Annotated in this window: 22 protein-coding genes; 13 read left to right on the forward strand and 9 right to left on the reverse strand. The window is 66.2% G+C overall.

What is annotated here, in order from left to right:
• The first annotated feature begins 8 nt into the window (after nt 1–8).
• A complete protein-coding gene (gene trpE / locus LCM15_RS02320) occupies nt 9–1,523 on the forward strand; it encodes an anthranilate synthase component I (RefSeq protein WP_224852619.1) in 1,515 nt (504 codons plus the stop codon).
• A gap of 305 nt (nt 1,524–1,828) precedes the next feature.
• On the opposite strand, the gene LCM15_RS02325 is transcribed toward trpE, so the two are convergent.
• Nucleotides 1,829–3,430 (reverse strand): NAD(P)H-hydrate dehydratase, encoded by a 1,602-nt coding sequence (locus tag LCM15_RS02325; RefSeq protein ID WP_224852620.1) that lies wholly within the window; start codon nt 3,428–3,430, stop codon nt 1,829–1,831.
• 173 nt (nt 3,431–3,603) lie between these two features.
• Here LCM15_RS02325 and LCM15_RS02330 point away from each other — a divergent pair, with 173 nt between their 5' ends.
• The 4 genes from LCM15_RS02330 (at nt 3,604) to LCM15_RS02345 (ending at nt 7,562) form a co-directional block, all read left to right on the forward strand.
• On the forward strand, nt 3,604–3,942 hold the full coding sequence (locus tag LCM15_RS02330; RefSeq protein WP_007800427.1) for a P-II family nitrogen regulator: 339 nt from the start codon (nt 3,604–3,606) through the stop codon (nt 3,940–3,942).
• 64 nt (nt 3,943–4,006) lie between these two features.
• Entirely contained in the window at nt 4,007–5,413 is a 1,407-nt protein-coding gene (glnA, locus tag LCM15_RS02335) for a type I glutamate--ammonia ligase (RefSeq protein WP_224852621.1), read from the forward strand.
• 420 nt (nt 5,414–5,833) lie between these two features.
• On the forward strand, nt 5,834–6,646 hold the full coding sequence (locus tag LCM15_RS02340) for a lytic transglycosylase domain-containing protein (RefSeq protein ID WP_224852622.1): 813 nt from the start codon (nt 5,834–5,836) through the stop codon (nt 6,644–6,646).
• 121 nt (nt 6,647–6,767) lie between these two features.
• A complete protein-coding gene (locus LCM15_RS02345) occupies nt 6,768–7,562 on the forward strand; it encodes a hypothetical protein (RefSeq protein ID WP_224852623.1) in 795 nt (264 codons plus the stop codon).
• On the opposite strand, the gene LCM15_RS02350 is transcribed toward LCM15_RS02345, so the two are convergent.
• Together LCM15_RS02350 and LCM15_RS02355 are read right to left on the reverse strand one after the other, a co-directional pair.
• Nucleotides 7,552–8,298, reverse strand: coding sequence for a heme-dependent oxidative N-demethylase family protein (locus tag LCM15_RS02350; protein WP_224852624.1), 747 nt, complete (start codon nt 8,296–8,298; stop codon nt 7,552–7,554). The two genes, LCM15_RS02345 and LCM15_RS02350, sit on opposite strands and share 11 nt — an antisense overlap.
• Before the next feature lie 116 nt (nt 8,299–8,414).
• A complete protein-coding gene (locus tag LCM15_RS02355) occupies nt 8,415–9,014 on the reverse strand; it encodes a biotin transporter BioY (RefSeq protein ID WP_224852625.1) in 600 nt (199 codons plus the stop codon).
• A gap of 232 nt (nt 9,015–9,246) precedes the next feature.
• Here LCM15_RS02355 and LCM15_RS02360 point away from each other — a divergent pair, with 232 nt between their 5' ends.
• The 3 genes from LCM15_RS02360 (at nt 9,247) to LCM15_RS02370 (ending at nt 10,285) form a co-directional block, all read left to right on the forward strand.
• On the forward strand, nt 9,247–9,591 hold the full coding sequence (locus LCM15_RS02360) for a TfoX/Sxy family protein (protein ID WP_224852626.1): 345 nt from the start codon (nt 9,247–9,249) through the stop codon (nt 9,589–9,591).
• 110 nt (nt 9,592–9,701) lie between these two features.
• Nucleotides 9,702–9,872: a YqaE/Pmp3 family membrane protein gene (locus LCM15_RS02365; protein WP_007800413.1), complete on the forward strand. Its 171-nt coding sequence runs from the start codon at nt 9,702–9,704 to the stop codon at nt 9,870–9,872.
• A 5-nt stretch (nt 9,873–9,877) separates the two neighbouring features.
• Entirely contained in the window at nt 9,878–10,285 is a 408-nt protein-coding gene (locus LCM15_RS02370; protein WP_224852627.1) for a DUF4112 domain-containing protein, read from the forward strand.
• Nucleotides 10,286–10,374: 89 nt separating this feature from the next.
• Here LCM15_RS02370 and ndk read toward each other — a convergent pair whose 3' ends face one another.
• A complete protein-coding gene (ndk, locus tag LCM15_RS02375; RefSeq protein WP_224852628.1) occupies nt 10,375–10,797 on the reverse strand; it encodes a nucleoside-diphosphate kinase in 423 nt (140 codons plus the stop codon).
• 217 nt (nt 10,798–11,014) lie between these two features.
• Here ndk and LCM15_RS02380 point away from each other — a divergent pair, with 217 nt between their 5' ends.
• Nucleotides 11,015–12,874, forward strand: a complete 1,860-nt coding sequence (locus LCM15_RS02380; RefSeq protein WP_224852629.1) for an ABC-F family ATP-binding cassette domain-containing protein — start codon at nt 11,015–11,017, stop codon at nt 12,872–12,874.
• Between the two features lie 228 nt (nt 12,875–13,102).
• Here the strand turns inward: LCM15_RS02380 and LCM15_RS02385 are convergent, their stop codons facing one another.
• The 5 genes from LCM15_RS02385 to LCM15_RS02405 all read right to left on the reverse strand — a co-directional run bounded on the left by LCM15_RS02385 (nt 13,103) and on the right by LCM15_RS02405 (nt 19,569).
• A complete protein-coding gene (locus tag LCM15_RS02385) occupies nt 13,103–14,194 on the reverse strand; it encodes an ABC transporter ATP-binding protein (protein ID WP_224852630.1) in 1,092 nt (363 codons plus the stop codon).
• Between the two features lie 19 nt (nt 14,195–14,213).
• Complete coding sequence (locus LCM15_RS02390) at nt 14,214–15,869, reverse strand: alpha-glucosidase (RefSeq protein ID WP_224852631.1); 1,656 nt, start codon at nt 15,867–15,869, stop codon at nt 14,214–14,216.
• Between the two features lie 15 nt (nt 15,870–15,884).
• Nucleotides 15,885–17,141 (reverse strand): carbohydrate ABC transporter permease, encoded by a 1,257-nt coding sequence (locus tag LCM15_RS02395; protein WP_224852632.1) that lies wholly within the window; start codon nt 17,139–17,141, stop codon nt 15,885–15,887.
• Nucleotides 17,142–17,143: 2 nt separating this feature from the next.
• Nucleotides 17,144–18,118: a carbohydrate ABC transporter permease gene (locus LCM15_RS02400; protein WP_224852633.1), complete on the reverse strand. Its 975-nt coding sequence runs from the start codon at nt 18,116–18,118 to the stop codon at nt 17,144–17,146.
• A gap of 86 nt (nt 18,119–18,204) precedes the next feature.
• A complete protein-coding gene (locus tag LCM15_RS02405; RefSeq protein ID WP_224852634.1) occupies nt 18,205–19,569 on the reverse strand; it encodes an ABC transporter substrate-binding protein in 1,365 nt (454 codons plus the stop codon).
• A 251-nt stretch (nt 19,570–19,820) separates the two neighbouring features.
• Here LCM15_RS02405 and LCM15_RS02410 point away from each other — a divergent pair, with 251 nt between their 5' ends.
• The 4 genes from LCM15_RS02410 to LCM15_RS02425 all read left to right on the forward strand — a co-directional run bounded on the left by LCM15_RS02410 (nt 19,821) and on the right by LCM15_RS02425 (nt 25,653).
• On the forward strand, nt 19,821–20,852 hold the full coding sequence (locus LCM15_RS02410; protein ID WP_224852635.1) for a LacI family DNA-binding transcriptional regulator: 1,032 nt from the start codon (nt 19,821–19,823) through the stop codon (nt 20,850–20,852).
• Nucleotides 20,853–20,863: 11 nt separating this feature from the next.
• Nucleotides 20,864–22,195: a GH1 family beta-glucosidase gene (locus LCM15_RS02415; RefSeq protein ID WP_224852636.1), complete on the forward strand. Its 1,332-nt coding sequence runs from the start codon at nt 20,864–20,866 to the stop codon at nt 22,193–22,195.
• Nucleotides 22,192–23,175 (forward strand): ROK family protein, encoded by a 984-nt coding sequence (locus tag LCM15_RS02420; protein WP_224852637.1) that lies wholly within the window; start codon nt 22,192–22,194, stop codon nt 23,173–23,175. The genes LCM15_RS02415 and LCM15_RS02420 overlap by 4 nt, the downstream gene beginning before the upstream one ends.
• 93 nt (nt 23,176–23,268) lie before the next feature.
• Nucleotides 23,269–25,653 (forward strand): glycogen/starch/alpha-glucan phosphorylase, encoded by a 2,385-nt coding sequence (locus LCM15_RS02425; protein ID WP_224852638.1) that lies wholly within the window; start codon nt 23,269–23,271, stop codon nt 25,651–25,653.
• Nucleotides 25,654–25,656 lie beyond the last annotated feature (3 nt).

The raw sequence follows: 25,656 nt of genomic DNA on the forward strand, positions 1-25,656 counted from the left end.
GGCGCATCATGGCCACGCTGATACCCTCATTCGAAGACTTCGCGCCGGCCTATGAGGCCGGCCGGAACCAGGTGGTCTACGCGCGCCTTGCCGCCGATCTCGACACGCCAGTGTCGCTGATGCTCAAGCTGACCGGCGCCGCCAAGGATGCCTTCATGCTCGAGTCGGTGACCGGCGGCGAGGTGCGCGGGCGCTACTCCATCATCGGCATGAAGCCTGATGTGGTGTGGAAGTGCCACGGCGAGGGCGCCCAGATCAACCGGCAGGCCCGCTTCGATCCCGACGCCTTCGTGCCGGTGGAAAGCGATCCGCTCACCGCGCTGCGCGCGCTGATCGCCGAAAGCCGCATCGAGCTGCCCGAGGATCTGCCGCAGGCCTCTGCCGGGCTGTTCGGCTATCTCGGCTACGACATGATCCGGCTGGTCGAGCATCTGCCCAACGTCAACCCCGATCCGCTCGGCCTGCCCGACGCGCTGATGCTGCGGCCTTCGGTGGTGGCGGTGCTCGACGGGGTCAAGGGCGAGGTCACCGTCGTCGCTCCCGCGTGGGTGCAGGACGGGGTGTCCGCCCGTGCCGCCTATGCCCGTGCCGCCGAGCGCGTGATGGACGCGGTGCGCGATCTCGAGCGCGCGCTGCCGCAGGCGAGCCGCGATCTGGGGGACGCGCGCGAGGCCGGCGAGCCGGTGTCGAACTTCACCCGCGAGAGCTACAAGGCAGCGGTCGAGACCGCCAAGGACTACATCCGCAAGGGCGACATCTTCCAGGTCGTGCCGGCGCAGCGCTGGACGCAGGACTTTCCGCTGCCGCCTTTCGCGCTTTACCGGTCTCTGCGACGCACCAATCCGTCGCCCTTCATGTTCTATTTCAACTTCGGCGGCTTCCAGGTCATCGGCGCGAGCCCGGAGATCCTCGTGCGGGTCTTCGGCCGCGAGGTGACGATCCGGCCGATCGCCGGGACCCGTCCGCGCGGCGCCACGCCCGAGGAGGATCGCGCGCTCGAGGCCGATCTGCTGGCCGACAAGAAGGAACTGGCCGAGCATCTGATGCTGCTCGATCTGGGTCGCAACGACACCGGCAAGGTGTCGAAGATCGGCACCGTGCGCCCCACCGAGAAGTTCATCATCGAGCGCTACAGCCACGTAATGCACATCGTGTCCAACGTCGTGGGCGAGCTGGCAGACGATCAGGACGCCCTGTCGGCGTTCTTTGCCGGGATGCCGGCGGGCACCGTCTCGGGCGCGCCCAAGGTGCGTGCGATGGAGATCATCGACGAGCTCGAGCCCGAGAAACGCGGTGTTTATGGCGGCGGCGTGGGCTATTTCAGCGCCGGCGGCGACATGGACATGTGCATCGCGCTGCGCACCGCCATCGTGAAGGACGAGAAGCTCTACATTCAGGCCGGCGGCGGCGTGGTCTATGACAGCGACCCGGAAGCCGAGTACATGGAGACGGTGCACAAATCCAACGCCATCCGCCGCGCGGCGGCGGACGCGGCGCGGTTCACCTCCTCCGGCAATAACTGAGAGACGGGCCCACGTGGGCCCGTTTTCTTTTGCTGCCCCTGACATTTTCTGCCTCCAGCATCGACGCCCGTCGTGCCTCGCCGGTCCGCGGGGTGGCGACCCTTGCGCGGAATCCCTCGGTTTATCCCGGCCAGAACCGAAGACCGTCAAAGCTGGGTTCGGGCGTTGACAAATCGCCGGCCCGGGGGGCGGACCGGCGATGGCGCGCCTCTCGGCGTTTGCCTGCAAACGCCTGCCGGCAACACATCGCTGAACGCGATGTGTGAGAGGCGGCCTGCGGCCTTAATTCCGCGCAGAGACACCGCTCAGAGCAGGTCCGCGAGAACCCCCGGCAGCGCCTCCGGCAGATCCTCGGCGATCAGCCCCGGGCCGAAGGCACGCGCGGCCTCGACATGCAGCCACGCGCCGGCGCTCGCCGCCTCGAAGGCCGCCAGACCGCGCGCCATCAGTCCGCAGATCAGCCCCGAGAGCACGTCGCCCGCGCCCGCTGTCGCAAGCCATGGCGCCGCCCGCTCGCCGACACCGGCGTTCACCGCGCAGCGCCCGTCTGGCGATGCGATCACCGTGTCGGGCCCCTTCAGAAGCACCACGCAGCCCGCCCGCCGCGCCGCCTCGCGGGCCGCGTCCGCGCGGCTGTAGGCCGGGCCGGCCTCGGCCACCTCGCGCAGCCGCGCCGAGAGATCCGGAAACAACCGGCCGAACTCGCCGCCATGCGGGGTCAGCACGCAGCCCTTGTGCAGCAGGCCGAACAGCTCGCCCGGCTCGTCGGCAAAGGCCGAGAGCGCGTCGGCATCGAGCAGCGTCGGGCGTTCTGCCTCGAGCGCCACGGGCACCAGCGCCTGCGCCCGCTCGAGCCCCAGCCCCGGCCCGAGGCAGAGCGCGTTGAGCCGGTCGTCCTCGAGCAGTTCCGAAAGCTCTTCGCCGCCCTCGACCCGGCGCAGCATCAGCGCGGTGATCTGCGCGGCGATCTCCATCTGGGCCGCACCGGGCGCGCCCAGAGTCACCAGCCCCGCGCCCACGCGCAGCGCCGCGCGGGCCGAGAGCCGTGCCGCGCCGGTGCGCCCGAACCCGCCCGACAGCACCAGCGCGTGGCCATGGCTGAACTTATGACCGCCCGCCTTGGCCAGCCCCGCGGGCGCCGTCACCTCGGCGACGCGCTCGCTGCGCGGCGCGCGCGAGCGGCGCTGCTCCAGCCCGATCGGCACCACGACCACGGTGCCGCAGAGATCGGGCCCTTCGTCGAGCACATGACCCAGCTTGCGCGCGTGGAAGGTCACGGTCAGGTCAGCCGCCGCCGAGGCGGCCTCGAGCACCTCCGGCAGGCCCACGAAATGCTCGTCGCGCAGCACCCGTCCGCTGTCGCTGCACAGCCCGCTCGGCAGGTCCACGGCGACGATCAGGGGCGTCCAGTCCGGGCGCTCGCTGGCGCTGATCGCGGCCCCCTCGCCGCGCAGCTCTGCCAGATCCAGAAGTGTCGCACCGAGATCGGCGATGGGACGGCTCAGGCCGGTGCCGAAGAGCGCATCGACCACCAGTGCCGCGCGCCGGCTCGAGGCCTCGAAGCCCGGCTCGAGCGGCAGGATCGGGCCGATCTCCTGCCAGCGTTCGGCGTTGCGCCGCGCATCCGTCGGCAGCCGCTCGAGCGCGCCGTAGAGGTAGAGCTCGACCTCCCAGCCGCGCGCCGCCAGAAGCCGTGCGATGACGAAGCCGTCGCCGCCATTGTTTCCCGGCCCGCACAGCACCACGGCCCGGTGCGCGCGACGGGAAAGCTCGGGCCAGTGCCGGAACACCGCCTCCACCACGCCTGCCCCGGCACGCTCCATCAGCTCGAGCCCGGTGGCCTCGCCCGAGTTGATCGCCGCGGTCTCGATCGCGCGCATCTGCGCCGCCGTCAGGAGATCTGCCATGTGTTCCACCTCAAGTTTTCATTTCGCCCATTCTGAAGGCATGTTGCGTAAAATTCGCGCGCTCGTTACAAATCGCCCTATGCACCCCCTGCCCCCTTAGGCTATCCGATTGTGGCCGCCGGGCAGAAATGATCTGGCAGGGTCCGACACGGGATTACGAGGAGAAATAGACCATGAAAAAGGTCGAGGCGATCATCAAGCCGTTCAAGCTCGACGAGGTCAAGGAGGCGCTTCAGGATGCTGGCATCCAGGGCCTCTCGGTCCTCGAAGTGAAGGGCTTTGGCCGCCAGAAAGGCCATACCGAGCTGTATCGCGGCGCGGAATATGTGGTCGATTTTCTGCCCAAGGTGAAGATCGAGGTCGTCCTGGACGACGAGCTCGTCGACGCCGCCATCGAGGCAATCATCTCTGCCGCCAAGACCGACAAGATCGGCGACGGCAAGATCTTCGTGAGCCCGATCGAACAGGCCATCCGGATCCGCACCGGCGAATCCGGCTCGGACGCGCTCTGAGCGCGGCACGAGCGGCCGAACAATAATCATACCGGACCCAAAGTCACAGAAAGGGAAGATGGGAATGAGCATCAAAGACGTTCTCAAGCTGATGAAGGACGAGGAGGTCGCTTACGTCGACATCCGCTTCACCGATCCGCGCGGCAAGCTGCAGCACGTGACGGTGATTGCCGATGAGGTCGACGAGGATTTCCTCGAGGAAGGCTTCATGTTCGACGGTTCCTCCATCGCTGGCTGGAAGTCGATCGAAGCATCCGACATGAAGCTGATGCCCGACCCCGACAGCGTCTATATCGATCCGTTCTACGCCGAGAAGACCCTCTGCGTGCACTGCTCGGTGGTCGAACCCGACACCGGCGAAGCCTACGATCGCGACCCGCGCGGCACCGCCCAGAAGGCCGAAGCCTACCTCAAGGCATCCGGCATCGGCGACACCGCGTTCATGGGTCCGGAAGCGGAATTCTTCCTGTTCGACGACGTGAAGTTCTCGGTCTCGATGAACAAGGTCTCCTACGAGGTCGACGCGCTCGATGCCGCGTGGAACAGCGACACCGACTACGAGATGGGCAACTCCGGTCACCGTCCGGGCATCAAGGGTGGCTACTTCCCGGTCAACCCGATCGACGATGCGCAGGACCTGCGCTCCGAGATGCTGTCGACCATGAAGCGCATCGGCATGAAGGTCGACAAGCACCACCACGAGGTGGCGTCGTGCCAGCACGAGCTTGGCCTGATCTTCGGCACCGTCACCAAGCAGGCTGACGAGCTTCAGAAGTACAAGTACATCATCCACAACGTGGCGCAGGCCTACGGCAAGTCGGCAACCTTCATGCCTAAGCCGATCGCCGGCGACAACGGCACCGGCATGCACGTGAACATGTCGATCTGGAAGGACGGCAAGCCGCTCTTCGCAGGCGACAAGTACGCCGACCTGTCGCAGGAAGCCCTGTGGTATATCGGTGGCCTGCTCAAGCACGCCAAGGCGCTCAACGCCTTCACCAACCCGTCGACCAACTCCTACAAGCGTCTGGTCCCGGGCTTCGAGGCCCCCGTCCTGCGCGCCTACTCGGCCCGCAACCGGTCGGGCTGCGTTCGTATCCCGTGGGCGGAATCGCCCAAGGCCAAGCGCGTGGAAGCCCGCTTCCCCGATCCGTCGTCGAACCCCTACCTGTGCTTCGCGGCGCTCCTGATGGCCGGCCTCGACGGCATCAAGAACAAGATCGATCCGGGCGAAGCCATGGACAAGAACCTCTACGACCTGCCGCCGGAGGAGCTCGAGGGCATCCCGACCGTCTGCGGCTCGCTGCGTGAGGCTCTGGACGAGCTGAAGGCCGACATGGACTTCCTGCTGGCCGGTGACGTGTTCACCAAGGACCAGATCCAGGGCTATATCGACCTGAAGATGGAAGAGCTCGAGCAGTACGAAATGACCCCGCACCCGGTCGAGTTCAAGCTGTACTACAGCTGCTGATCTTAGCGGATCCATTCGGGAAAGGGCGCCTTCGGGCGCCCTTTTTCGTTGCGCAGGAGCTGTTTCGCCGTGACGGCGCGTCGACCTCCCCCATCAGTCGGTGTGGGCGGGCGTGAGGTGCTGCGCGGAGTACGCTGTGTGTATGCCGCCGGTCGTCTTGCGGCGCGCCTCACACGCCACAGAGGCGCAGCGCTGCGTGGCGAACGTCGCGAACGGGGGCACGGCAAACGGCGGCGCGGTCGGCGTGGGTCGCGTCCATCCTCCCTAGAGTGCGGGGAACTGCGCGCTCTCAGCCCCTTCGGACGGCGGGCACGTCGGCGGAGTTTCCACCCTCGGACGGGCGCCTCTACATTTCTATTTGCCGCCCCGCGGTGCCGAGCTACCGTGTCTGCCAACTCGAAACGAATTGGAGAACCAAGAATGTTCCGCCGGGTATTCAAACTTGCCGCAGCCATCAGCCTTGGGCTCGCCACGGCAGGCACCGTCCAAGCCGCCACATGTGGCAACAACGCCAGCGGCTTCGACGCGTGGAAGCAGGCCTTTGCCGCCGAGGCGCAGCGCGCCGGGGTCGGCCAGCGCGGCATTCAGGCGCTGATGAATGCGCAGTATTCCACCACCACCATTTCGGCGGACCGCAATCAGAAGGGCGTGAAATATGCGCTCAACGATTTCATCCGCATCCGTCTCGGATCGCTCGACGGGTTTGCCGCAACCGGGCGCAAACGCGTTCAGAGCAACCCGCAGTTCTATTCGTCCATTGAGCAGCGTTACGGCGTTCCGGCGGGCATTCTCGTGGCGATCCACGGCATGGAGACCGGCTTTGGCCGCACCATGGGCAGCGTGCCGGTGGTCTCCTCGATCAGCACCGTGGCCTATGATTGCCGCCGTTCGTCCTTCTTCACGCCGCACGCGCTCGCCGCGCTGCAGATGGTCGATCGCGGGATGTTGTCGCCGAGCCAGAAGGGCGCGGCCCATGGCGAGCTCGGACACACCCAGTTCCTGCCCGGCAACGCCATGCGCTACGGCGTCGACGGCAACGGCGATGGCCGCGTCGATTTCTACAACGAGTGGGACGCGCTGGCCTCGACCGCCAACTTCCTGCGCCAGAAGGGATGGCAGCCGGGTCAGCCCTATCAGGAAGGCACCGCGAACTTCCGCGTGCTGAACGAGTGGAACGCCGCCACCGTCTACCAGCAGGCCATCGCCCTCGCGGCGGAGCGCATCGACCGCTAAGCCCGGTCCTAAACCGGTTCGGTGGACGGGGTACCATGGCTGGCGATGGTTAATGTCGCATTAAGGCCACCACCCCGTCCACTGACGGTCATAGTCTCTGAATATCTCGTTCGCATTGTAAGTGTTTAACGAGTTCAGGGAGGCCACAGCATTGGGCCATACAGAGACACCGCACGCCGGCATTTTTCTCACCCATGACATTGTGCTGAGCGACAGGCAGTTGCTCAGCGACGCAGCGCAGGTGTTAAGACGCCTCGACTGCGCTTCTGGTCGGGCGATCCGCCGTTCGAGGAAACGGGCCGCACTGATGGCCGATCATCTCGGAATCGCCGTGCGCGTTCAGCGCCTTCCCGGCGAAGCGCCCTACCTCTCGGTTCGGGTTCTTAACCGCAATGACAAGCAGGCCGACGACACGCTCGCCCGCCGGATCCTGTCCCAGACCGTCCGCGGAATGCTCTCGCATATCCCCGTCGAGACCATCGACTGGTACGACCGCGAGACACTGATTGAGCCCGACGAGTTTCGCGAGATTTTCCGCCCGGACCCGGCCGAGAGCGATTACAGACCGTCCCAGCCGCCGCATGTTGACTTCGCCGCGGCCGAGCACCTGCGCAGCATGATGACGGTCGCCAGCGCGCCGGTCCCCGCCGAGGCGCCCCGTGCAGATGCCCCGAGTGTCGATGCGCCCGCGCCCGTGGCCCAGCGGCAGGCCCCCGAGGGGGCGCTGGCGGAAGGCTCGGGCGAGAGGCGGCGTGGCTTAGTGACCGGCCTCATGCGCGCCCCGCGCCTGCTCTGGAATTTGTGCTGCGAGGTGGACGTGCGATTGATCTCTCAGATCACGGCGATCGTGGCGCTACTGGTCGCGCTGCAGAACGCACAGGTCCTGCACGACCTTCTGGCGCCCATCATGCGCTAAGGGCGAGCGCCCGCGCGCGGTCCATGACGTAGGTGTGGATCGAGAACACCACCGCGCGGGTCTCTGGCAAGCGGAGAAGGCACTGCCGCTCGGTGCGAAAGTACGGCGCGGTCTCCGGGTCCGAGCGATCGTCATTGTCGCGCCGGGGGCCGGGCTGGAACAGCGTCGGATCGTCGTACCAGAGCCGGTTGAACCGCATCAGCGGGCGCCCGGGCTGTACCCCGTCGAACAGCCGCTGCACGCGGGCCGCGAGAGTGGCGTCATATTCGGGGATCGGCACATGGATCTCGGTGAGCGGGCGCATCATCTTTTGCGCCAGCCGCCAGCCGGCAGGAAAGCACAGCACCGCCCCCGTGAGCACGTGCTCGGCCTCGCCGTCCGTCTTTTCGAGCAGGCAGAGGTCTTCCTGCACCAGCCGGCCCAGCGTGCCCAACGGGTCGGCCCGGTCGAGCGTGACCTGCCCGCCATCCGGGCGCACGACCCGCGCGCCATCTCGGGCAAAGCCATTCGGAAGATGCGAGAGCACCACCTCCAGCAGCTCGTCCGCCGACGGGCGGGCGCGCTCGGACAGCGCCAGCACCGCATCGCGATTGGTGTCGAGCAGATGCTCGCGAGCCGCCATCTGCCCGGCATAGGCCTCATCGACAAGCAGCCAGTCCGACATGGGAACCGGGCCGATATCGGGCAGCGGCCGCGAGACCGACAGGTCGAAGGGAAGGCGCTCTTGCAGGGGCATGTCACAGGGCTAGCGCCACGGCGGGCGCCCTGCAAGACGCGACGGCGTGGCGCGCAACGAAAAGCGGCGCGGGAAGGCCCCGCGCCGCTTGATCTGCTTTGCTCTGAGGCGACGGCTCAGCCGCGGGCGCGGCCCAGGGCCTTCCATGCCAGCGGCAGGGTCATCGCGGCCAGCGCCAGCTTCACCGCGTCACCGACGAGGAACGGGGTCAGGCCCCACTCGAGGATCGGCTTGTCCCAGCCATAGAGCATACCGAGCCAGATCAGGCCGGGCACGTAGATCAGGGCGTTGCCGAGCAGCATCGCACCGGCCATCTTGGGCGCCGAGCGGTCCCAGCCGGCGCGCGCCAGCGTGCCGAGCAGCAGCACCGCCATGACCCAGCCCACGAGATAGCCGCCGGTGCCGCCCATCATGTAGGTCAGGCCGTTGGACTCGGCCGAGCTGCCGGCGAAAACGTCGTAGCCAAGCGCACCCACCAGCATGTAGCCGAGGATGGTCACGAGGCCGAGCCGCGCGCCATAGGCGGCGCCGAGGGTCAGCACGCCGAAGGTGCCCATGGTGATCGGCACCGGCCACATCGGCACCTTGATCTTGGCCATGATCGCCAGAAAGGCGATGCCGGCCACCACGAGGGCAGCCTGCTTGAGGCGCAGGGCGGTGCCTTCCGTGGCACCGAAGCTTTCCACCAGAACGGAGCGGTTCTGTGCGATGGTCATCGGGTGTCCCCCTTTTTTCATCTCCATTGCCTCAGGTTTTGCACCAAGGCGGTGCACACCGCAAGCCGTGACAGAGCCGTCATGTGCGCTTAATTTGCAAACTCGGCCTTTGCAGGCGCAAAGTGTCGCCCTGCCCGGCCCGCGCCTTTGGGGCTCGGGTGCACGGTCATGGCTTGCCGCTGCGTACGCGCGGTGTCAGGTTCTGGGCGGTCCATTCAACCCCGAGGCGCAGATGTCCACGCCGGTCTCCTCCATCCGCAATCTGGGCCCCGCCGTCGAGGCGGCCTGCGCTCGCGCCGGCATTTCTGACGCGGAGACGCTGAGAAAGATCGGCGCGCATGACGCCTATGGCCGGATGCTGCGCACCGGTACGAAACCGCATTTCATCGGGTACTACGTGCTGCACATGGCGCTTCAGGGCCGGCCATGGAACGATTGCCGGGGCAAGGAGAAGGACGACCTGCGGCTGCAGTTCGATGCGCTCTGTGCCGAGATCACGGGCCGAAGCAATGCGCCCTCGGCTCTCGAGGCGGCACTTGACGAGATCGGGGTGATCGAGCGGCGCAAAGGAGGCTGACGCGCCTCCTAGATACGGGCCTGCGGGGCCGCTGTAAGGTGTCCGGGGGAACTCTGCACGGGGGGATCACGTTGATTTGCGAACGTCACACGCATCGGAGGCCCTACCCCATGGACCTTATTCGCATCATCGTCGCCATCCTGCTGCCGCCGCTCGGCGTTTTCCTGCAGGTCGGCCTAGGCAAGCATTTCTGGATCAACATCCTGCTCACGCTTCTGGGTTACATCCCCGGCATCGTCCACGCCGTTTGGATCATCGCCCGGACGCCCGAACACGCGTGATCGCCATGTCGCGTCATGAAACCTTCGAACGGATCGAGCGCGTCGAGCGCTACGCCCGCCGCATGGACCGGGCCTTCCGCCTGCCGTTCACCAATATCCGGCTGGGCTGGGATTCGATCCTGGGCCTCGTGCCGGGCGTGGGCGACACCCTAGCCCTCGCCCCGGCGGTCTGGATCGTGAACGAGGCCCGCAACCTCGGGGCGCCGAAGTCCTTGATCGTGCAGATGGCTTGGAATGTCGGCGTGGACTGGGCGATCGGTCTCCTGCCGCTGATCGGCGACATCATGGACATCGGCTACAAGGCCAACACGCGCAACGCGGCCCTGCTGCGCAAATGGGCCGAAGAGCGCTATCGCGACGCCGGAGAAGGTTCAGGCGCGGCGCCGGACTATCAAAGCGCAAAGTTCGCCTGATGTGTCTTGCGCGTCGGCGCGACCCACCAAACGAAAACGGGCGTCCCGAGGGACGCCCGTTCTGCAGTCTCAGGTCCAGAGCGGACGGCTTAGCCGACCAGCTCGATACCTGCGAAGAAATAGGCGATCTCTTCCGCCGCGGTCTCCGGAGCGTCGGAGCCATGCACGGAGTTCTCACCGACCGACTCGGCGAACTCCGCGCGGATGGTGCCTTCGGCGGCGTCGGCCGGGTTGGTCGCGCCCATCACTTCGCGGTTCTTGGCGATGGCGCCTTCCCCTTCCAGCACCTGAACGACGACCGGCTCGGACGCCATGAACTCGCACAGTTCGTCGTAGAACGGGCGCTCGGCGTGCACCTTGTAGAACTCGCCGGCCTGCGCCTTGGTCATGTGGATGCGCTTCTGTGCGACGATGCGGAGGCCCGCTTCCTCGAACTTGGCGTTGATCTTGCCGGTCAGGTTGCGGCGGGTGGCATCGGGCTTGATGATCGAAAAGGTCCGTTCGAGGGCCATGTCTGTCTCCATTGAAAAGCCGGGCATCTCGCCCGGCCGGTATTTGCTGGTGTGGGCGTTACCATGCACGCGCCGCCTTGGAAAGACCCGAGCCGCCCCGCTTTGCGGCGGGTTTCGGCCAGCGAGGGGTCGGCCACTCGCGCTCCCCGGGATATTTCCAGCCATGAGAAGATCATGGGGGATTTCCGCGGCGCGGCAGCTCTGCTAGAGCGCCCCCATGCTCAGGATCGATGACATTTCCTATTCCGTCGAGGGGCGGCCCCTGTTCGAGGGCGCCTCCGCGGTGATTCCCGCCGGCCACAAGGTCGGCCTCGTTGGCCCCAACGGTGCCGGCAAGACAACGCTGTTCCGGCTGATCCGCGGCGAGCTCACGCTCGACGGCGGCGAGATCGGCATGCCCGAGCGCGCCCGCATCGGCGGGGTGGCGCAGGAGGCGCCGGCCTCGGACGTGTCGCTGATCGAGACGGTGCTGGCCGCCGACATCGAGCGCGCGGCGCTGATGGCCGAGGCCGAGACCGCCACCGATGCGCACCGCATCGCCGAGGTGCAGACCCGGCTGGCCGATATCGACGCGTGGTCGGCAGAGGGCCGTGCGGCCTCGATCCTCAAGGGTCTGGGCTTTGACGAGGCGGCGCAGCAGCGGCCCTGCTCGGACTTCTCCGGCGGCTGGCGGATGCGTGTGGCGCTGGCCGGCGTGCTGTTTGCCGAGCCCGACCTGCTGCTGCTCGACGAGCCTACGAACTATCTCGATCTCGAGGGCGCGCTGTGGCTCGAGAACTATCTGACGCGCTACCCGCACACGGTGATCGTGATCTCGCACGACCGCGGGCTGCTGAACCGGGCGGTGGGTGCGATCCTGCATCTCGAGGACCGGAAGCTGACGCTGTACCAGGGCGGTTACGACACCTTCGCGCGCACCCGGGCCGAGCGCCGCGCGGTGCAGGCGGCGGCGGCGAAGAAGCAGGAAGAGCGCAAGGCCCATCTGCAGAGCTTCGTCGACCGGTTCCGCGCCAAGGCTTCGAAGGCCAAGCAGGCGCAGGCACGTCTCAAGATGATCGCGCGGATGGACACCATCACCGCCCCCGAGGAAGCCGCCAAGCGGGTGTTCAGTTTCCCGCAGCCGGATCAGCTATCGCCGCCCATCGTGGCGCTCGAAGGCGGGGCCACGGGCTATGGCGAGCGGCAGGTGCTGTCGCGGCTGAACCTGCGCATCGATCAGGACGACCGCATCGCGCTGCTGGGCCGCAACGGCCAGGGCAAGTCGACGCTGTCGAAGCTCCTCGCGGACCGGCTGGTGCTGATGGACGGCAAGATGGTCCGCAGCTCGAAGCTGCGCATCGGCTATTTCGCCCAACACCAGGTCGACGAGCTGCATCTCGACGAGACGCCGCTGCAACACCTTCAGCGCGAGCGCCCCGATGCCGCGCCCCCGAAGCTTCGCGCCCAGCTGGCGGGCTTCGGCCTGATGGCGGCGCAGGCGGAGACCGAGGTCGGCCGGCTCTCGGGCGGCCAGAAGGCCCGGCTCTCGCTGCTGCTCGCGACGCTCGACGCCCCGCATATGCTGATCCTCGACGAGCCGACCAACCACCTCGACATCGAGAGCCGCGAGGCGCTGGTCGAGGCGCTGACGGAATATTCCGGCGCGGTGATCCTCGTGAGCCACGACATGCACCTGCTGAGCCTCGTGGCCGACCGGCTGTGGCTGGTGAAGGACGGCACCGTCAAGCCCTACGAGGACGATCTCGACGCCTACCGGACGCTCCTGCTGACGCAGGACAAGCCGGCGAAATCCGACAAGGCGAAGCCCGCCGCGCCCAAGGCGCCGAAGCCCACGCGCGACGAGATCCTCGCGCTGCGTTCCGAGGTGCGCAAATGCGAGGCGCGGGTCGAGAAGATCGAGGACATGCGCGAGAAGCTCGCGAAGAAGCTCGCCGATCCGGCGCTCTACGAGGCCGCTCGTGCCGGAGAGCTCGACACCTGGAACAAGAAATACGCCGAGGTGATGGACGGGCTGCATCGCGCCGAGGCGCTCTGGGAAGCGGCGCTGCAGAAGCTCGAGACCGCCCAAAGCGCCTGAGCCCGCCCCCGCGCCCGGTGGTCCGCTCGGGACGCCTCCGGCGGGAGTATTTTTGACGAAGAGAAGCCAGGGTCACAGCGCTCCTTGCTTCTTTGGTTCAAAAATACCTCGGGGGTGAATTGGCGCAAAGCGCCAAGAGGGGGCAGAGCCCCCTTCCTCTTTTCTTAAAGGCGCACCGGGCGGGCGATCCTAAACCCGCCCGACGCTGGCCCGAGGACCGAAGCCGGGTCAGCGGTAGAGCAGCGACACGCCCTCGCTGAAGAGATGCACCTTCTCGGGCGCGGCGGCGAGGGTGACCTCGGAGCCGCGCAGCCCCTTGTGAATGCCCGGAAGCTTGGCGATCACCGGCTCCTTCGAGGCGCCGTCATCGGCGAAGTGCAGAAGCGTCACCTCGCCGAGCGCCTCGGTCAGCGCCACCTTGCCGGTATAGGCGCCCTCGCCCTCGGCCAGAACGAAATCCTCCGGCCGGAAGCCCACGTTCACCTTCAGGCCCATATCGGCCTCCGTGGTGGGCACGGTCGAGACCGCGCGACCGCCGGCATCGAGCCGCACGGTGGTGCGCTCGCCGGTGGCGATCACCTCTCCGGGCATCAGGTTCATCGCGGGCGAGCCGATGAACTGCGCCACGAACTCGGAATTCGGCGTCTCGTAAAGCTCGAGCGGCGAGCCGACCTGCGCCACGCCCTTGTTGGCCAGCACCACGATGCGGCTCGCCAGCGTCATCGCCTCCACCTGGTCGTGGGTCACGTAGATCATCGTGCGATCGGGCATCTGCTCCTTGAGCTGGGCAATCTCGATCCGCGTGGCGACGCGCAGCGCCGCGTCGAGGTTCGACAGCGGCTCGTCGAAGAGAAAGACCTTGGGGTCGCGCACGATGGCGCGGCCGATGGCGACGCGCTGGCGCTGCCCGCCCGAGAGCGCCTTGGGCAGCCGGTCGAGATAGGGCTCGAGCTGCAGCATCTTGGCGGCGCGGTCCACCGACTTGCGGATCTCGTCCTTGGACTTCTTGGCGATCTGCAGTGCGAAGGACATGTTCTCGCGCACCGTCATGTGCGGGTAAAGCGCGTAGCTCTGGAACACCATGGCGATGCCGCGTTGCGCCGGTGGCACGTCGTTGACGCGCTGGCCGTCGATCTCGAGCGTGCCGGCGGTGATCTTCTCGAGCCCAGCGATCATCCGCAACAGCGTGGACTTGCCGCAGCCCGAGGGGCCGACGAAGACGATCAGCTCGCCGGCCTTGATGTCTAGATCGATATGCTTGAGCACCTCGACGGTTCCGCCATAGGTCTTGCCAACATCCGTGAGTTTCAGATCGGCCATTTGCGTCCCCCCTCCGAGATCAAGATTTCAGCGCCAGCACGGGCTGCCAGCGCCCGAAATGCAGCTTGCCGTCGGGTGCGGGCCCGGCCGAGCCGATCTCGGCGCCGATTTGATGCCACGTCCCCGAAGGTGCGTCGACGGTGACCGGCCCGTCGCTGATGTTGAAGGCGCAGAACAGCTCTTCGCGGCCAAGGCAGCGGCGGAAGCTGAGCACCGGGCCATCACAATGCACCTGCGAGATATCGCCCTTCTTCAGCGCTGCGTGGCTCTGCCGGAACGAGATCGCCCGGCGGTAGTGATGCAACATCGCCAGCGGGTTGGCCTCTTCGTCCTTCACGGTGCGGCTGAGATGGGCGTGGCTCACCGGCAGCCAGGTGCGCATGGCGCTGCTGAAGCCGCCATTGTGCTCGTTGGAATCCCACACCATCGGCGTGCGAGCGCCGTCGCGGCCCTTGAAGGCCGGCCAGAACCGTTTGCCATAGGGGTCCTGCAGATCCTCGAAGGCGATCTCGGCCTCGGGCAGTGCCAGTTCCTCGCCCTGGTAGAGGCAGGCCGAGCCGCGCAGGCACATCATCAGCGTGATGTAGAGCCGGGCCGCGGGCTCGGGGATGTTCCAGCGGGTGATGTGGCGCACCACGTCGTGGTTCGAGAACGCCCAGCAGGCCCAGCCGCCCGGCGCCTTTTCCTCCATGTCGTCCATCACCTTCTTGATGAAGGCGGCGGTCGGCGCGTGATCCGACAGCAGGTCGAAGGCGTAGGACATGTGGAGGTGATCGTCACCGCGGGTGTACTCGCCCAGCACCTCGAGCCCGCGCAGATCCTCGCCGACCTCGCCCACGGCGGCGGCATCGTACTCGTTCATCAGCGACCGCAGCCGGGCGAGGAAGTCGAGGTTCTCGGGCTGGGTCTTGTCGTAGAGGTGATTTTGCCAGGTATAGGGGTTCACCGCCGGGGCGGTGATCGGGTTACGCTCCTCGGGCGGCAGCGCCGGATTGTCGCGCAGCTGCTCGTCGTGGAAGTAGAAATTCACCGTGTCGAGGCGGAAGCCGTCGACGCCCCGGTCGAGCCAGAACTTCGTCACGTCGAGCAGCTCCTGCTGCACCTCGGGCTCGTGGAAGTTCAGGTCCGGCTGCTCGGTGAGGAAGTTGTGCAGGTAGTACTGGCAGCGGGTCGGGTTCCATTGCCAGGACGAGCCGCCGAAGATCGACAGCCAGTTGTTGGGCGGCGTGCCGTCGGGCTTGGCGTCGGCCCAGACATACCAGTTGGCGCGCGGGTTGGTTCGCGAGCTGCGGCTCTCCTGGAACCACGGGTGCTCGATGGAGCTGTGCGAGATCACCAGGTCCATCAGCACCTTCAGGCCGAGGGCATGGGCGGTCTCGATCACGGTGTCGAAATCCGACAGCGTGCCGAACATCGGGTCGATGTCGCAGTAATCGCTGACATCGTAGCCGAAGTCATGCATCGGCGAGCGGAAGAACGGCGAGATCCAGATCGCGTCCACGCCGAGCGAGGCGACGTAGGGCAGACGCTGGGCGATGCCGAGCAGGTCGCCCACCCCGTCGCCGTTGCTGTCCTGATAGCTGCGCGGGTAGATCTGGTAGATCACCGCACCGCGCCACCAGTCGGGGTCTTTCTTGAGGTAGCGTGTCGCGGTCATGTCCGGAGTGTCGGTCATGTGATGTGTTCGTCCTTATTTCACCGAGCCGGCCAGCAGGCCGCGCACGAGGTATTTCTGCATTGCGAAGAAGACCACCAGCGGCACCGCGATCGACACGAAGGCGGCGGCGGCGAGGATGCCCCAATCGCCCCCGCGCGAGCCCAGCAGGTCGTCGGCGATCTTGACGGTCATCACCCAGCTTTCGCTGTTGGAAGGAAGGAAAACCTTGGCCACGAGCAGATCGTTCCATGTCCAGAGGAACTGGAAGATGGCGAAGGAGGCAAGTGCGGGGAAGCTCAGCGGCAGCACGATCTTGGTGAAGACCTGAAAATCGGTGGCGCCGTCCACCTTGGCGCTCTCGATGATGTCGCGCGGCAGGCCGATCATGTAGTTGCGCAGAAGGTAGACCGCGAGTGGCAGGCCAAAGCCGGTATGCGCGAGCCAGATGCCGAGGAAGCTCTGCCCGATGCCGATCTGGTTGTGCAGCGTCAGCATCGGCACCAGCGCCAGCTGCAGCGGCACCACCAGAAGACCCACCACCGCCGCGACCAGCCAACCGCGCCCCGGGAAATCCATCCACGCCAGCGCATAGGCCGCGAAGGCCGCGATCAGGATCGGGATGACGGTCGCGGGTACTGTCACCGTCAGCGTGTTGATGAAGGCGCGGTCCATGCCGTCGGAGGTCAGGATCTGGCGATAGTTCTGCCAGCCGAAATCGGGCGGTTGCTTGGTGACGACGTAAAGCGAGGGCGCGCGGCTGATCTCGCCGTCATTGACGTAGGTAAAATCGCCGTTCTTGGCCACGGTCAGCGAGCGTTGCAGCACCGCACTGCCCGGCATGATCGGCAGGCCGTCCTCGGTGGCCTCGGGGAATTCGGGCTCCCCGTCGGCGGGATAGGCGATCTCGATGCGCTCGTCGTCGATCTCGCCGTCCTCCTCGGTCACCTCGACCTCGAACCATGCGAAGGTCTGGCCCACTTCGGCGGCGCCGGGGTCCCGCCCGGTCAGCCCGAAATCAGATACGCTGCCCGAGCCGCCCTCGAAGACGTTGCCCTCGAGCACGTAATAGTCCCCGTCCTGCCGCACGCTCTCGGGCTCGGGGCGCATCCGCTCGGCACTCTCGACCGGGAACATCGCCGCCCACCAGCCGGTCTCGGAGATCTGTTCGCGGTCGCGGAAGGAGGACACCAGAAGCCCCACGGTCGGGATCAGCCAGATCACCACGAGAAGCAGCACGGCGATGTTGGTAACAAGGCTGAGCGAGGATTTGTGGCCTGCAATATTGTCCATGATTACAGCTCCTTGCGCGCCTGACGAATGTTGTAGATCATCACCGGCGTGACGATCAGCATGATCACGAAGGCCACCGCGGTGGCGCGTCCGTCATCGCGGAACATGTAGTTCATCATGTAGCTCGGCAGGATCTCGGTGTCGAAATTGCCCCCGGTCATCGTGTAGACGATGTCGAAAACCTTGAGCGTCAGGAAGGTAATGGTGGTCCAGACCACGGCGATGGTGCCGGCGATCTGCGGGATCTTGATGCGGAAAAAGATCTGGAACGGGTTGGCGCCGTCGAGGATGGCGGCCTCGATGGTCTCTTCCGGGATGCCGCGCAGCGCGGCCGAGAGGATCACCATGGCAAAGCCGGTCTGCATCCAGACCATGATGATCATGACGAAGAAGTTGTTCCAGAACGGGATCTGCAGCGGATCGACGGCGGCCAAGCCGAAGAAATCGCGCACCGCGTTGATGATGCCGATATCGGGATCGACCGCGTAGACGAATTTCCAGATCAGCGAGGCGCCCACGAAGCTGATCGCCATCGGCATGAAGATCAGCGACTTGGCGATGCTGCCCCATCTCAGCCGGTCGGTGAGCTGCGCCACCAGGAGGCCGAAGAAGGTCGCCGCGGCGGGCACGAAGAGCACCCAGAGGAAATTGTTGAAAAGCGCCACGCGGAAGCCGTGTTCGGAGAACATCTGGATGTAGTTGCCGAGGCCGACGAACTCGTTGCCCGAGCGGTTGTAGAGCGAGCGCAGGAAGCTGCCGAGCACCGGGTAGACGAGGTAGAGTCCCAGCGCGAGGATCGCCGGCATCAGGAACAGCCAAGGCCGCACCGCCGTGGCGCGGGCGATGTTTCGGCCCTGATCGTCATCGCGCGGCGGAAAGACGAACCGGTCGAGAATGATGTTGGAGAGGTAGAAGTACCCCACGCATCCGCCGACCCCGATGATGATGGTCAAAATGCCCTGAAGGATCGGTGACATGGCGTGTGTGCTCCCTCGCGTCTGCCCTGTGCGCGTTCCCCCGTGCCGACACGGGCACGGGGGAGGATCGTTGCGGCCTCAGCCGGTCAGCGGATCGAGTCCCAGCGGCTCTGGATGGTCGCGGCCACGCTTTCGGCATCCTCGCCGCCGACGTAGTCGATCATGCCGCTCCAGAAGGCGCCGGCGCCGATCTCGGCGGGCATCAGGTCGGAGGCGTCGAAGCGGAAGGTCGTTGCGTCGGCAAGGATCTCGCCCATCGCGCGCTGCGCGTCGGTGGCGTAGACCTCCGGGTTGACCCCGGCATGGGCGGTAAGAAAGCCGTCCTGCGCCATCCACAGCTCATGCGCGATCGGCAGCTTGAGATACTCGAGCATCGCGTCCGTCGCCTCGGACGGGTTGGTGATCGAGAACAGCGTGCCGGCGCCCAGCACCGGGTTGCCGAGATCCTTCTCTTCGTAGGACGGCATGTAGAAGAAGTCGACGTTGTCGCCAAGCTCGGCGCTTTCGGGGAAGAAGGCCGGGATGAAGCTCGCCTGACGGTGCAGGTAGCAGGTCGGCGGCACCGCGAAGAGGCCCGAGGGGCTGTCGCGGAAATCGGTGGTGGCCGCGGCCTGCGCCCCGCCGCGCACGAAATCGTCGTTGCGCACGAACCAGCCGAATTCCTCGATGCTCTCGACCACCTGCGGATCGTCGAACGGGATCTCGTTGGTGACCCACTGGTCGTAGACCTCGGGCGTGTGCATCCGCAGCATCAGATCCTCGACCCAGTCGGTCGCGGGCCAGCCGGTGGCCGCGCCGGAGCCGAGGCCGATGCACCAGGGTGTGCCGCCATCATCGACGATCTGCTCGGTCAGCTCCTTGAGCTCTTCCATGCTCTCGGGGATCTCGTAGCCCATCTCGTCGAAGGCGATGGGCGAGTACCACACGAGGCTCTTGAGATCGACGCGGTAAAACAGGCCGTAGACATGCTCCTCCCCGTCCTCGCCCTCGTAGGTCGACAGGTCGACCCAGCTGTCACCGGCGGAGAAGTTCTCGGCCACCCAGTCGGCGGTGTCGTCGGGCAGCGGCGTCAGCAGGCCCTGGCTCGCCATGTCGGCGGCAAGGCCCGGCTGCGGGAACACCGCAAGGTTGGGCGCGGTGCCGGCGCGGGCGGAGATCACGATGTCCTGCTCGAAGCTGTCGGAGCCCGAGTAGTTGACCTCGGCGCCGGTGGCATCTTCGAAGAAGCGGAAGACGACGTCCACCTTGGCCTTCTCGTTTCCCGTCCAAGGGCCGGTGATCTCGACGGTCTGGCCGCTGAGGTCGTACTGCTCGGCAAAGGCATCGTAGGCGTCCCACTGGAAATCGCCCTCGCCCACCTCGAAGGGCATGTCCTGGGCAAGAGCGGCACCGGCGGACAGCGCAAGAATTGCCGCACTGCCTAGAAACGAGGGTTTCGAGAGATACTTCATAGGTGATCGTCCTCCACGATTTCGCGAGACCTAGCTCGCGCGTTCACAGTTTTGGGGCGAGTCACCCCAAAGCGCTTTGAAGTTGGCCGAGGGTTGCGTGTTTCCTGCGGCAAGTCAATTGCCATATGAGCTATTTTCTAAGGCTTCCACGCTGCGGCGCGGTTTATCCGCGGCCGGAACAAAACCCTTTTCGTCCTCTCGAAATTGCGGCTATGGTGGCTGCGATCCGAAGCGCTTTGGAGGCCTAAGCCATGAATCTGAAGCAACTCGCCGCCCATCTCGGACTGTCACAGACGACCGTGAGTCGTGCCCTCAACGGGTATCCGGAGGTCAGCGAGCAGACCCGCATCCGCGTGGCCGAGGCTGCGCGGGCGCTGAACTACTCCCCCAACGCCCGCGCCAAGGGTCTGGCGACGGGGCGCGCCATGGCGATCGGCCACGTGATCCCGATCTCGACGCAGCACGAGATGGTCAATCCGGTCTTCGGAGACTTCATCGCCGGCGCGTCCGAGGCCTATCTCAAGGCGGGCTACGACATGACGCTGTCGATCTCCGGCGACGAGGACGAGGCCGACAATTACCGCCGCCTCAAAGCCAAGGGCCATGTCGACGGCATCATCGTGCACGGCCCCAAGATGGCCGACGGGCGCATCCCGTTCCTGCGCGGGCTCGACCTTCCCTTCGTGGTGCATGGCCGCGCCTCCGATCTCGACGTGCCCTATAGCTGGATCGATATGAACAACGCCCGCGCCTTCAAGCGCGCGACCTCGTTCCTGCTCGATCTCGGCCACACGCGGATCGCGCTTCTGAACGGGCTCGAGTTCATGGATTTCGCCTATCGTCGCCGCATCGGCTATGAAGAGGCGCTGGGCGAACGTGGCCTCGCCCCAGACCCGGCGCTGATCCGCGGCGAGGAGATGACCGAGCCCTTCGGCTACCGCGCCGCCGCCGAGCTGCTTGCCACTGACGAACCACCCACCGCCTTCCTGAGCTCGTCGCTGATCACCGCCATTGGCATCCGCCGGGCGATCCACGAGGCCGGGCTCGAGATGGGCCGCGACGTGTCGGTGCTCACCCATGACGACGATCTGAGCTACCTCGCCAATGGCCGCGACATGCCGATCTTCACCGCAACGCGCTCCTCGGTGCGCGAGGCCGGGCGCATCGCCGCCGAGATGCTGCTGCGCCACATCGCGGAGCCGGGGCGCGACCCCGAAACCCATCTGCTCGAAGCACAACTGATCATCGGCGGGTCCACCGGCCCTGCCCCGAAACAGACTTAGGATTCACACCCATGCTCCTGACCCGAAAGGACTTCCCCGAAGGCTTCACCTTCGGCACCGCCACCTCGAGCTATCAGATCGAGGGCCACAAGTTCGGCGGCGCCGGCCGCACCCACTGGGACGATTACGCCGACACGCCCGGCAACGTGGTGCGGGCCGAGAATGGCGACGTGGCCTGCGACCACTACCACCGCTTTACCGAGGATCTCGACCTTGTCGCCGCCGCGGGGTTCGATGCCTACCGTTTCTCGATCTCGTGGGCGCGGGTGCTGCCCGAGGGCCGTGGCGCGGTGAACCCCGAGGGGCTCGACTTTTACGACCGGCTCACCGATGCGATGCTCGAGCGCGGGCTCAAGCCCTATGCCACGCTGTATCACTGGGAGCTGCCCTCGGCGCTCGCCGATCTCGGCGGCTGGCGCAACCGGGACATCGCGCAGTGGTTCGGCGACTTCACCGAAGTCGCGATGAGCAAGCTCGGCGACCGGATGGAGACCGTGGCCCCGATCAACGAGCCGTGGTGCGTGGCGTGGCTGAGCCATTTCCTCGGCGGTCAGGCACCGGGCCTGAGGGACATCCGCGCCGCCACCCGCGCGATGCACCACGTCCTTCTGGCGCATGGCCGCTCGATCGAGGTGATGCGCGGGCTTGGGATGTCGAACCTCGGCGGCGTGTTCAATCTCGAATGGTCCGAACCTGCCGATGACAGCGAGGAGGCACAGCAGGCCGCCGCGCGCTATGACGGCATCTACAACCGCTGGTTCATGGGCGGCGTGTTCAAGGGGGAGTATCCCCGGATCGTGCTCGACGGGCTCGAGCCGCACATGCCGACGAACTGGCAGGACGACATGGCGCTGATTTCGCAGCCGCTCGACTGGTGCGGCGTCAACTACTACACCCGCAAGCTCATCGCGCCGGACACCAGCCCGTGGCCCTCGCTCAAGGAGGTCGATGGCATCCTGCCCAAGACCTACATGGGCTGGGAGATCTACCCCGAAGGCCTGCTGCGGTTCCTCGAGCGCACGGCGCAGGAATATACCGGCGACCTGCCGATCTTCGTCACCGAGAACGGCATGGCGGCGCATGACGACATCGTCGCCGGCGAGGTGCAGGACGACCACCGCATCGCCTATATCGAGGCCCATCTGGCGGATGTCCGCCGCGCCATCGCCCGCGGCGTGCCGGTGAAGGGCTATTTCTGCTGGTCGCTGCTCGACAACTACGAGTGGAGCTTCGGCTACGACAAGCGGTTTGGGCTGGTGCATGTGGATTTCGACACGCTTGCACGCCTGCCCAAAGCCTCCTACCACGCGCTTAAGGGAGCGCTAACGGAGGGCCAACCATGAGCCACGCGATCACCGCAGTTCTCGCCGATATCGGCGGCACCAACACCCGCGTCGCGCTGGCTGCCGGCCCGACCGTGCAGGAGGCCAGCGTCAAGCGCTACCGCAATGCCGAGTGGAGCGGCATCGGCGCGGTCCTGCGCGACTATCTCGACGCCGCCGAGATCGAACCCGACGCGGCCTGCGTCGCCATGGCAGGCCCGGTGCGCGACAGCGCCGGCAAGCTGACCAACCTCGACTGGGAGGTGAACCGCGACATCCTGCACGCGGCCACCGGCGCCCGCACCCTCGCGGTGCTCAATGACATGCAGGCGCAGGGCCACGCGCTGGGCCATATCCCGATCGAGAACCTCACCACGCTGCACAAGGGGGCCGCCGCCAGCCCGCAATCGGCGCGGCTGGTGGTGGGGGTCGGAACCGGCATGAACGCCGCGCCGGTCTATCGCCTTGGCGAGCAGACGCTCGTGCCGCCGGGTGAAGCCGGCCACGCCACGCTGGCGCTGCGCTCGGATGACGAGTTGCGGCTGTTCCAGTACGTCTCGCGCAAGCATGACGGCGCGGGGGTCGAGCATTTCCTCTCGGGGCGCGGCTTCGAGCGGATCTGGCACTGGCTGTGCGAGGAAGACGGCGTCACCGACACCGCGCAGATCAACATCCCGGCCGCCGAGATCATGGCGCTGAAGGAGGCCGGCGATCCCCGCGCGGCGCGCGCGGTCGAGACCTTCTCGCGGCTGCTGGGGCGGGTCTGTGGCGATCTGGCGCTGATCACCCTGCCCTTCGGCGGCCTCTACCTGATCGGCGGCGTGGCGCGGCATTTCGGCCCCTACCTGCTCGACAACGGATTTACCGAAGGATTTCGCGACAAGGGGCGGTTCAGCACCTTCATGGACCAGTTCCCCGTGCATCTCGTCACCGATGACTTCGCGGCGCTTACGGGTTGTGCATGTCACCTGACGGAACAACTGCAATTGCAGACCCCGTGAGACGGTAACCTTGTATTCTGACCGGATGCGGTATTGATAGCAGAACACTCCGCTCAGGAGCACCTATGACCCTATCGAGCGAGCGATAAGACCATGCTGCAACTCTCCACGCCCTCCCTGCGCGACTCGATCCTGCGCCATCTGACCTATTCCTTTGGCAAGGATCCCGAGCACGCGATGCTCGAAGACTGGCGCATGGCGCTGAGCTACGCGGTGCGCGACCGCATCGTCGACGCCTGGTTCAAGGCGACCGAGCGCACCTATGACAGCGGCGCCAAGCGGGTGTACTACCTGTCGATGGAATTCCTCATCGGGCGCCTGCTCGAGGACGGCATCGTCAATCTTGAGCTGGTCGAGGAAGCGAAAGCAGCGCTCGCCGAGTTCTCCAAGGACTATCACGAAGTGCTGGCAGACGAGCCCGATGCCGCGCTTGGCAATGGCGGCCTTGGCCGGCTTGCCGCCTGCTTCCTCGAAAGCCTGTCGACCATCGGCTGCCCGGCGCATGGCTACGGCATCCGCTACGAGCACGGCCTGTTCCGGCAGAGCTTTGTCGGCGGTCGCCAGGTCGAGCAGCCCGAGCTCTGGCTCGGCCAGCGCCACGCCTGGGAATTCGAACGCCCCGAGGTGCGCTACCGCATCGGGTTCGGCGGCCACGTCACCAACCACGGCGAGACGGTGCGCTGGCACCCGGCCGAAGAGGTCGAGGCCGAGGCGTTCGACACCCCCGTGGTCGGTTGGAAAGGCCGCTGGGCCAACACGCTGCGCCTGTGGTCGGGGCGTGCCATCCACCCGTTCGACCTGGCCGCGTTCAACCACGGCGATTACGCCGGCGCCGCTGCCCCCGAGGCGCTGGCGCGCACCATCAGCCGCGTGCTCTACCCCGACGACACCACCGAGCAGGGCAAGGAGCTGCGCCTCAAGCAAGAGTACTTCCTGACCGGTGCGGCGCTGCGCGACATCCTGCGCCGCTTCAACAACCAGTTCGGCGACCTGCGCAAGCTGCCCTCGAAGGTGGCGATCCAGCTCAACGACACCCACCCGGCAATCGCCGGGCCCGAGCTGATCCGCATCCTGCACGACGAGCGCGGCATCCCCTTCGACGAGGCGATGGAGATCGCGCGGAACACGCTCAGCTACACCAACCACACGCTGCTGCCCGAGGCGCTGGAAAGCTGGGGCGAGGCGCTGTTCGGTCGCCTGCTGCCGCGCCACATCCAGATCATCGACCAGATCGACAACGCGCACGCCACCCGCAACCCGTCGCGCACCCAGTCGATGCGCGCCGACCATCAGGTCAAGATGGGCCAGCTCTCCTTCGTCATGGCGCACAAGGTCAACGGCGTCTCGGCGCTGCACACCGAACTGATGAAGACCACCGTCTTCGAAGAGCTGCACAATCTTCATCCCGACCGCATCGTCAACCAGACCAACGGTGTCACGCCGCGGCGCTGGCTTCTGGGCTGCAACCCCGGTCTGGCCGGTCTCATCACCGAGTCGATCGGAGAGGCATGGGTCGACGATCTCGAACAGCTCGAAGCGCTCGAGCCATATATCGAGGATGCCGGCTGGCTCGACCGCTATGGCAAGATCAAGCGCGACAACAAGGTCGAGCTGTCGAACTGGATGGGGCAGACGCACGGCTTCCATGTTGATCCCGACATGATCTTCGACGTGCAGATCAAACGCCTGCACGAATACAAGCGTCAGCACCTCAATATCCTCGAGACCATCGCCCACTGGCTTGAAATCCGCGACAACCCGGATGCCGACTGGACGCCGCGGCTCAAGCTCTTCGCCGGCAAGGCGGCGCCGGGCTATTTCTTTGCCAAGGACATTATCCGCCTGATCAACGACGCGGCGGCGGTGATCAACGCCGATCCGGTGACCAGCAAGTACCTCAAGATCGCCTTCCTGCCGAACTACAACGTCACGCTGGCCGAGCGGCTGGTGCCGGCAGCCGACCTTTCGGAACAGATCTCGACCGCGGGCAAGGAAGCCTCGGGCACCGGCAACATGAAGTTCGCCCTGAACGGCGCGCCCACCGTCGGCACGCTTGACGGTGCCAATGTCGAGATCCGCGATCACGTGGGGGCCGAGAACTTCTTCCTCTTCGGCATGACCGCCGAGCAGGTGATGGAGCGCCGCATGGTCGAAGGCCACGCGCAGAAGGCCATCGCCGCCGACCCGCGCCTCGCCCGCGCGCTCGAGGTGATCCGCGAGGGCCGGTTCTCGCCGTCCGAGCCCGAGCGCTATCACAACATCACCGGCAATCTCGAAGGCGCGGATTATTTCCTCGTCTGCTCGGACTTTACCGATTACTGGCGCGCGCAGCGTGAGGTGGACGTGGCCTTCAAGGACCCGCAGGGCTGGGCCCGTACCGCGGCCTTCAACACGGCACGCTCCGGCTGGTTCTCGTCCGACCGGACGATCCGCGGTTACATGGCGGATATTTGGGACGCCAAGAGCCTTCTCGACTGATCC

The sequence above is a fragment of the Salipiger bermudensis genome, assembly GCF_020171625.1.
GTDB lineage: Bacteria > Pseudomonadota > Alphaproteobacteria > Rhodobacterales > Rhodobacteraceae > Salipiger > Salipiger bermudensis_B.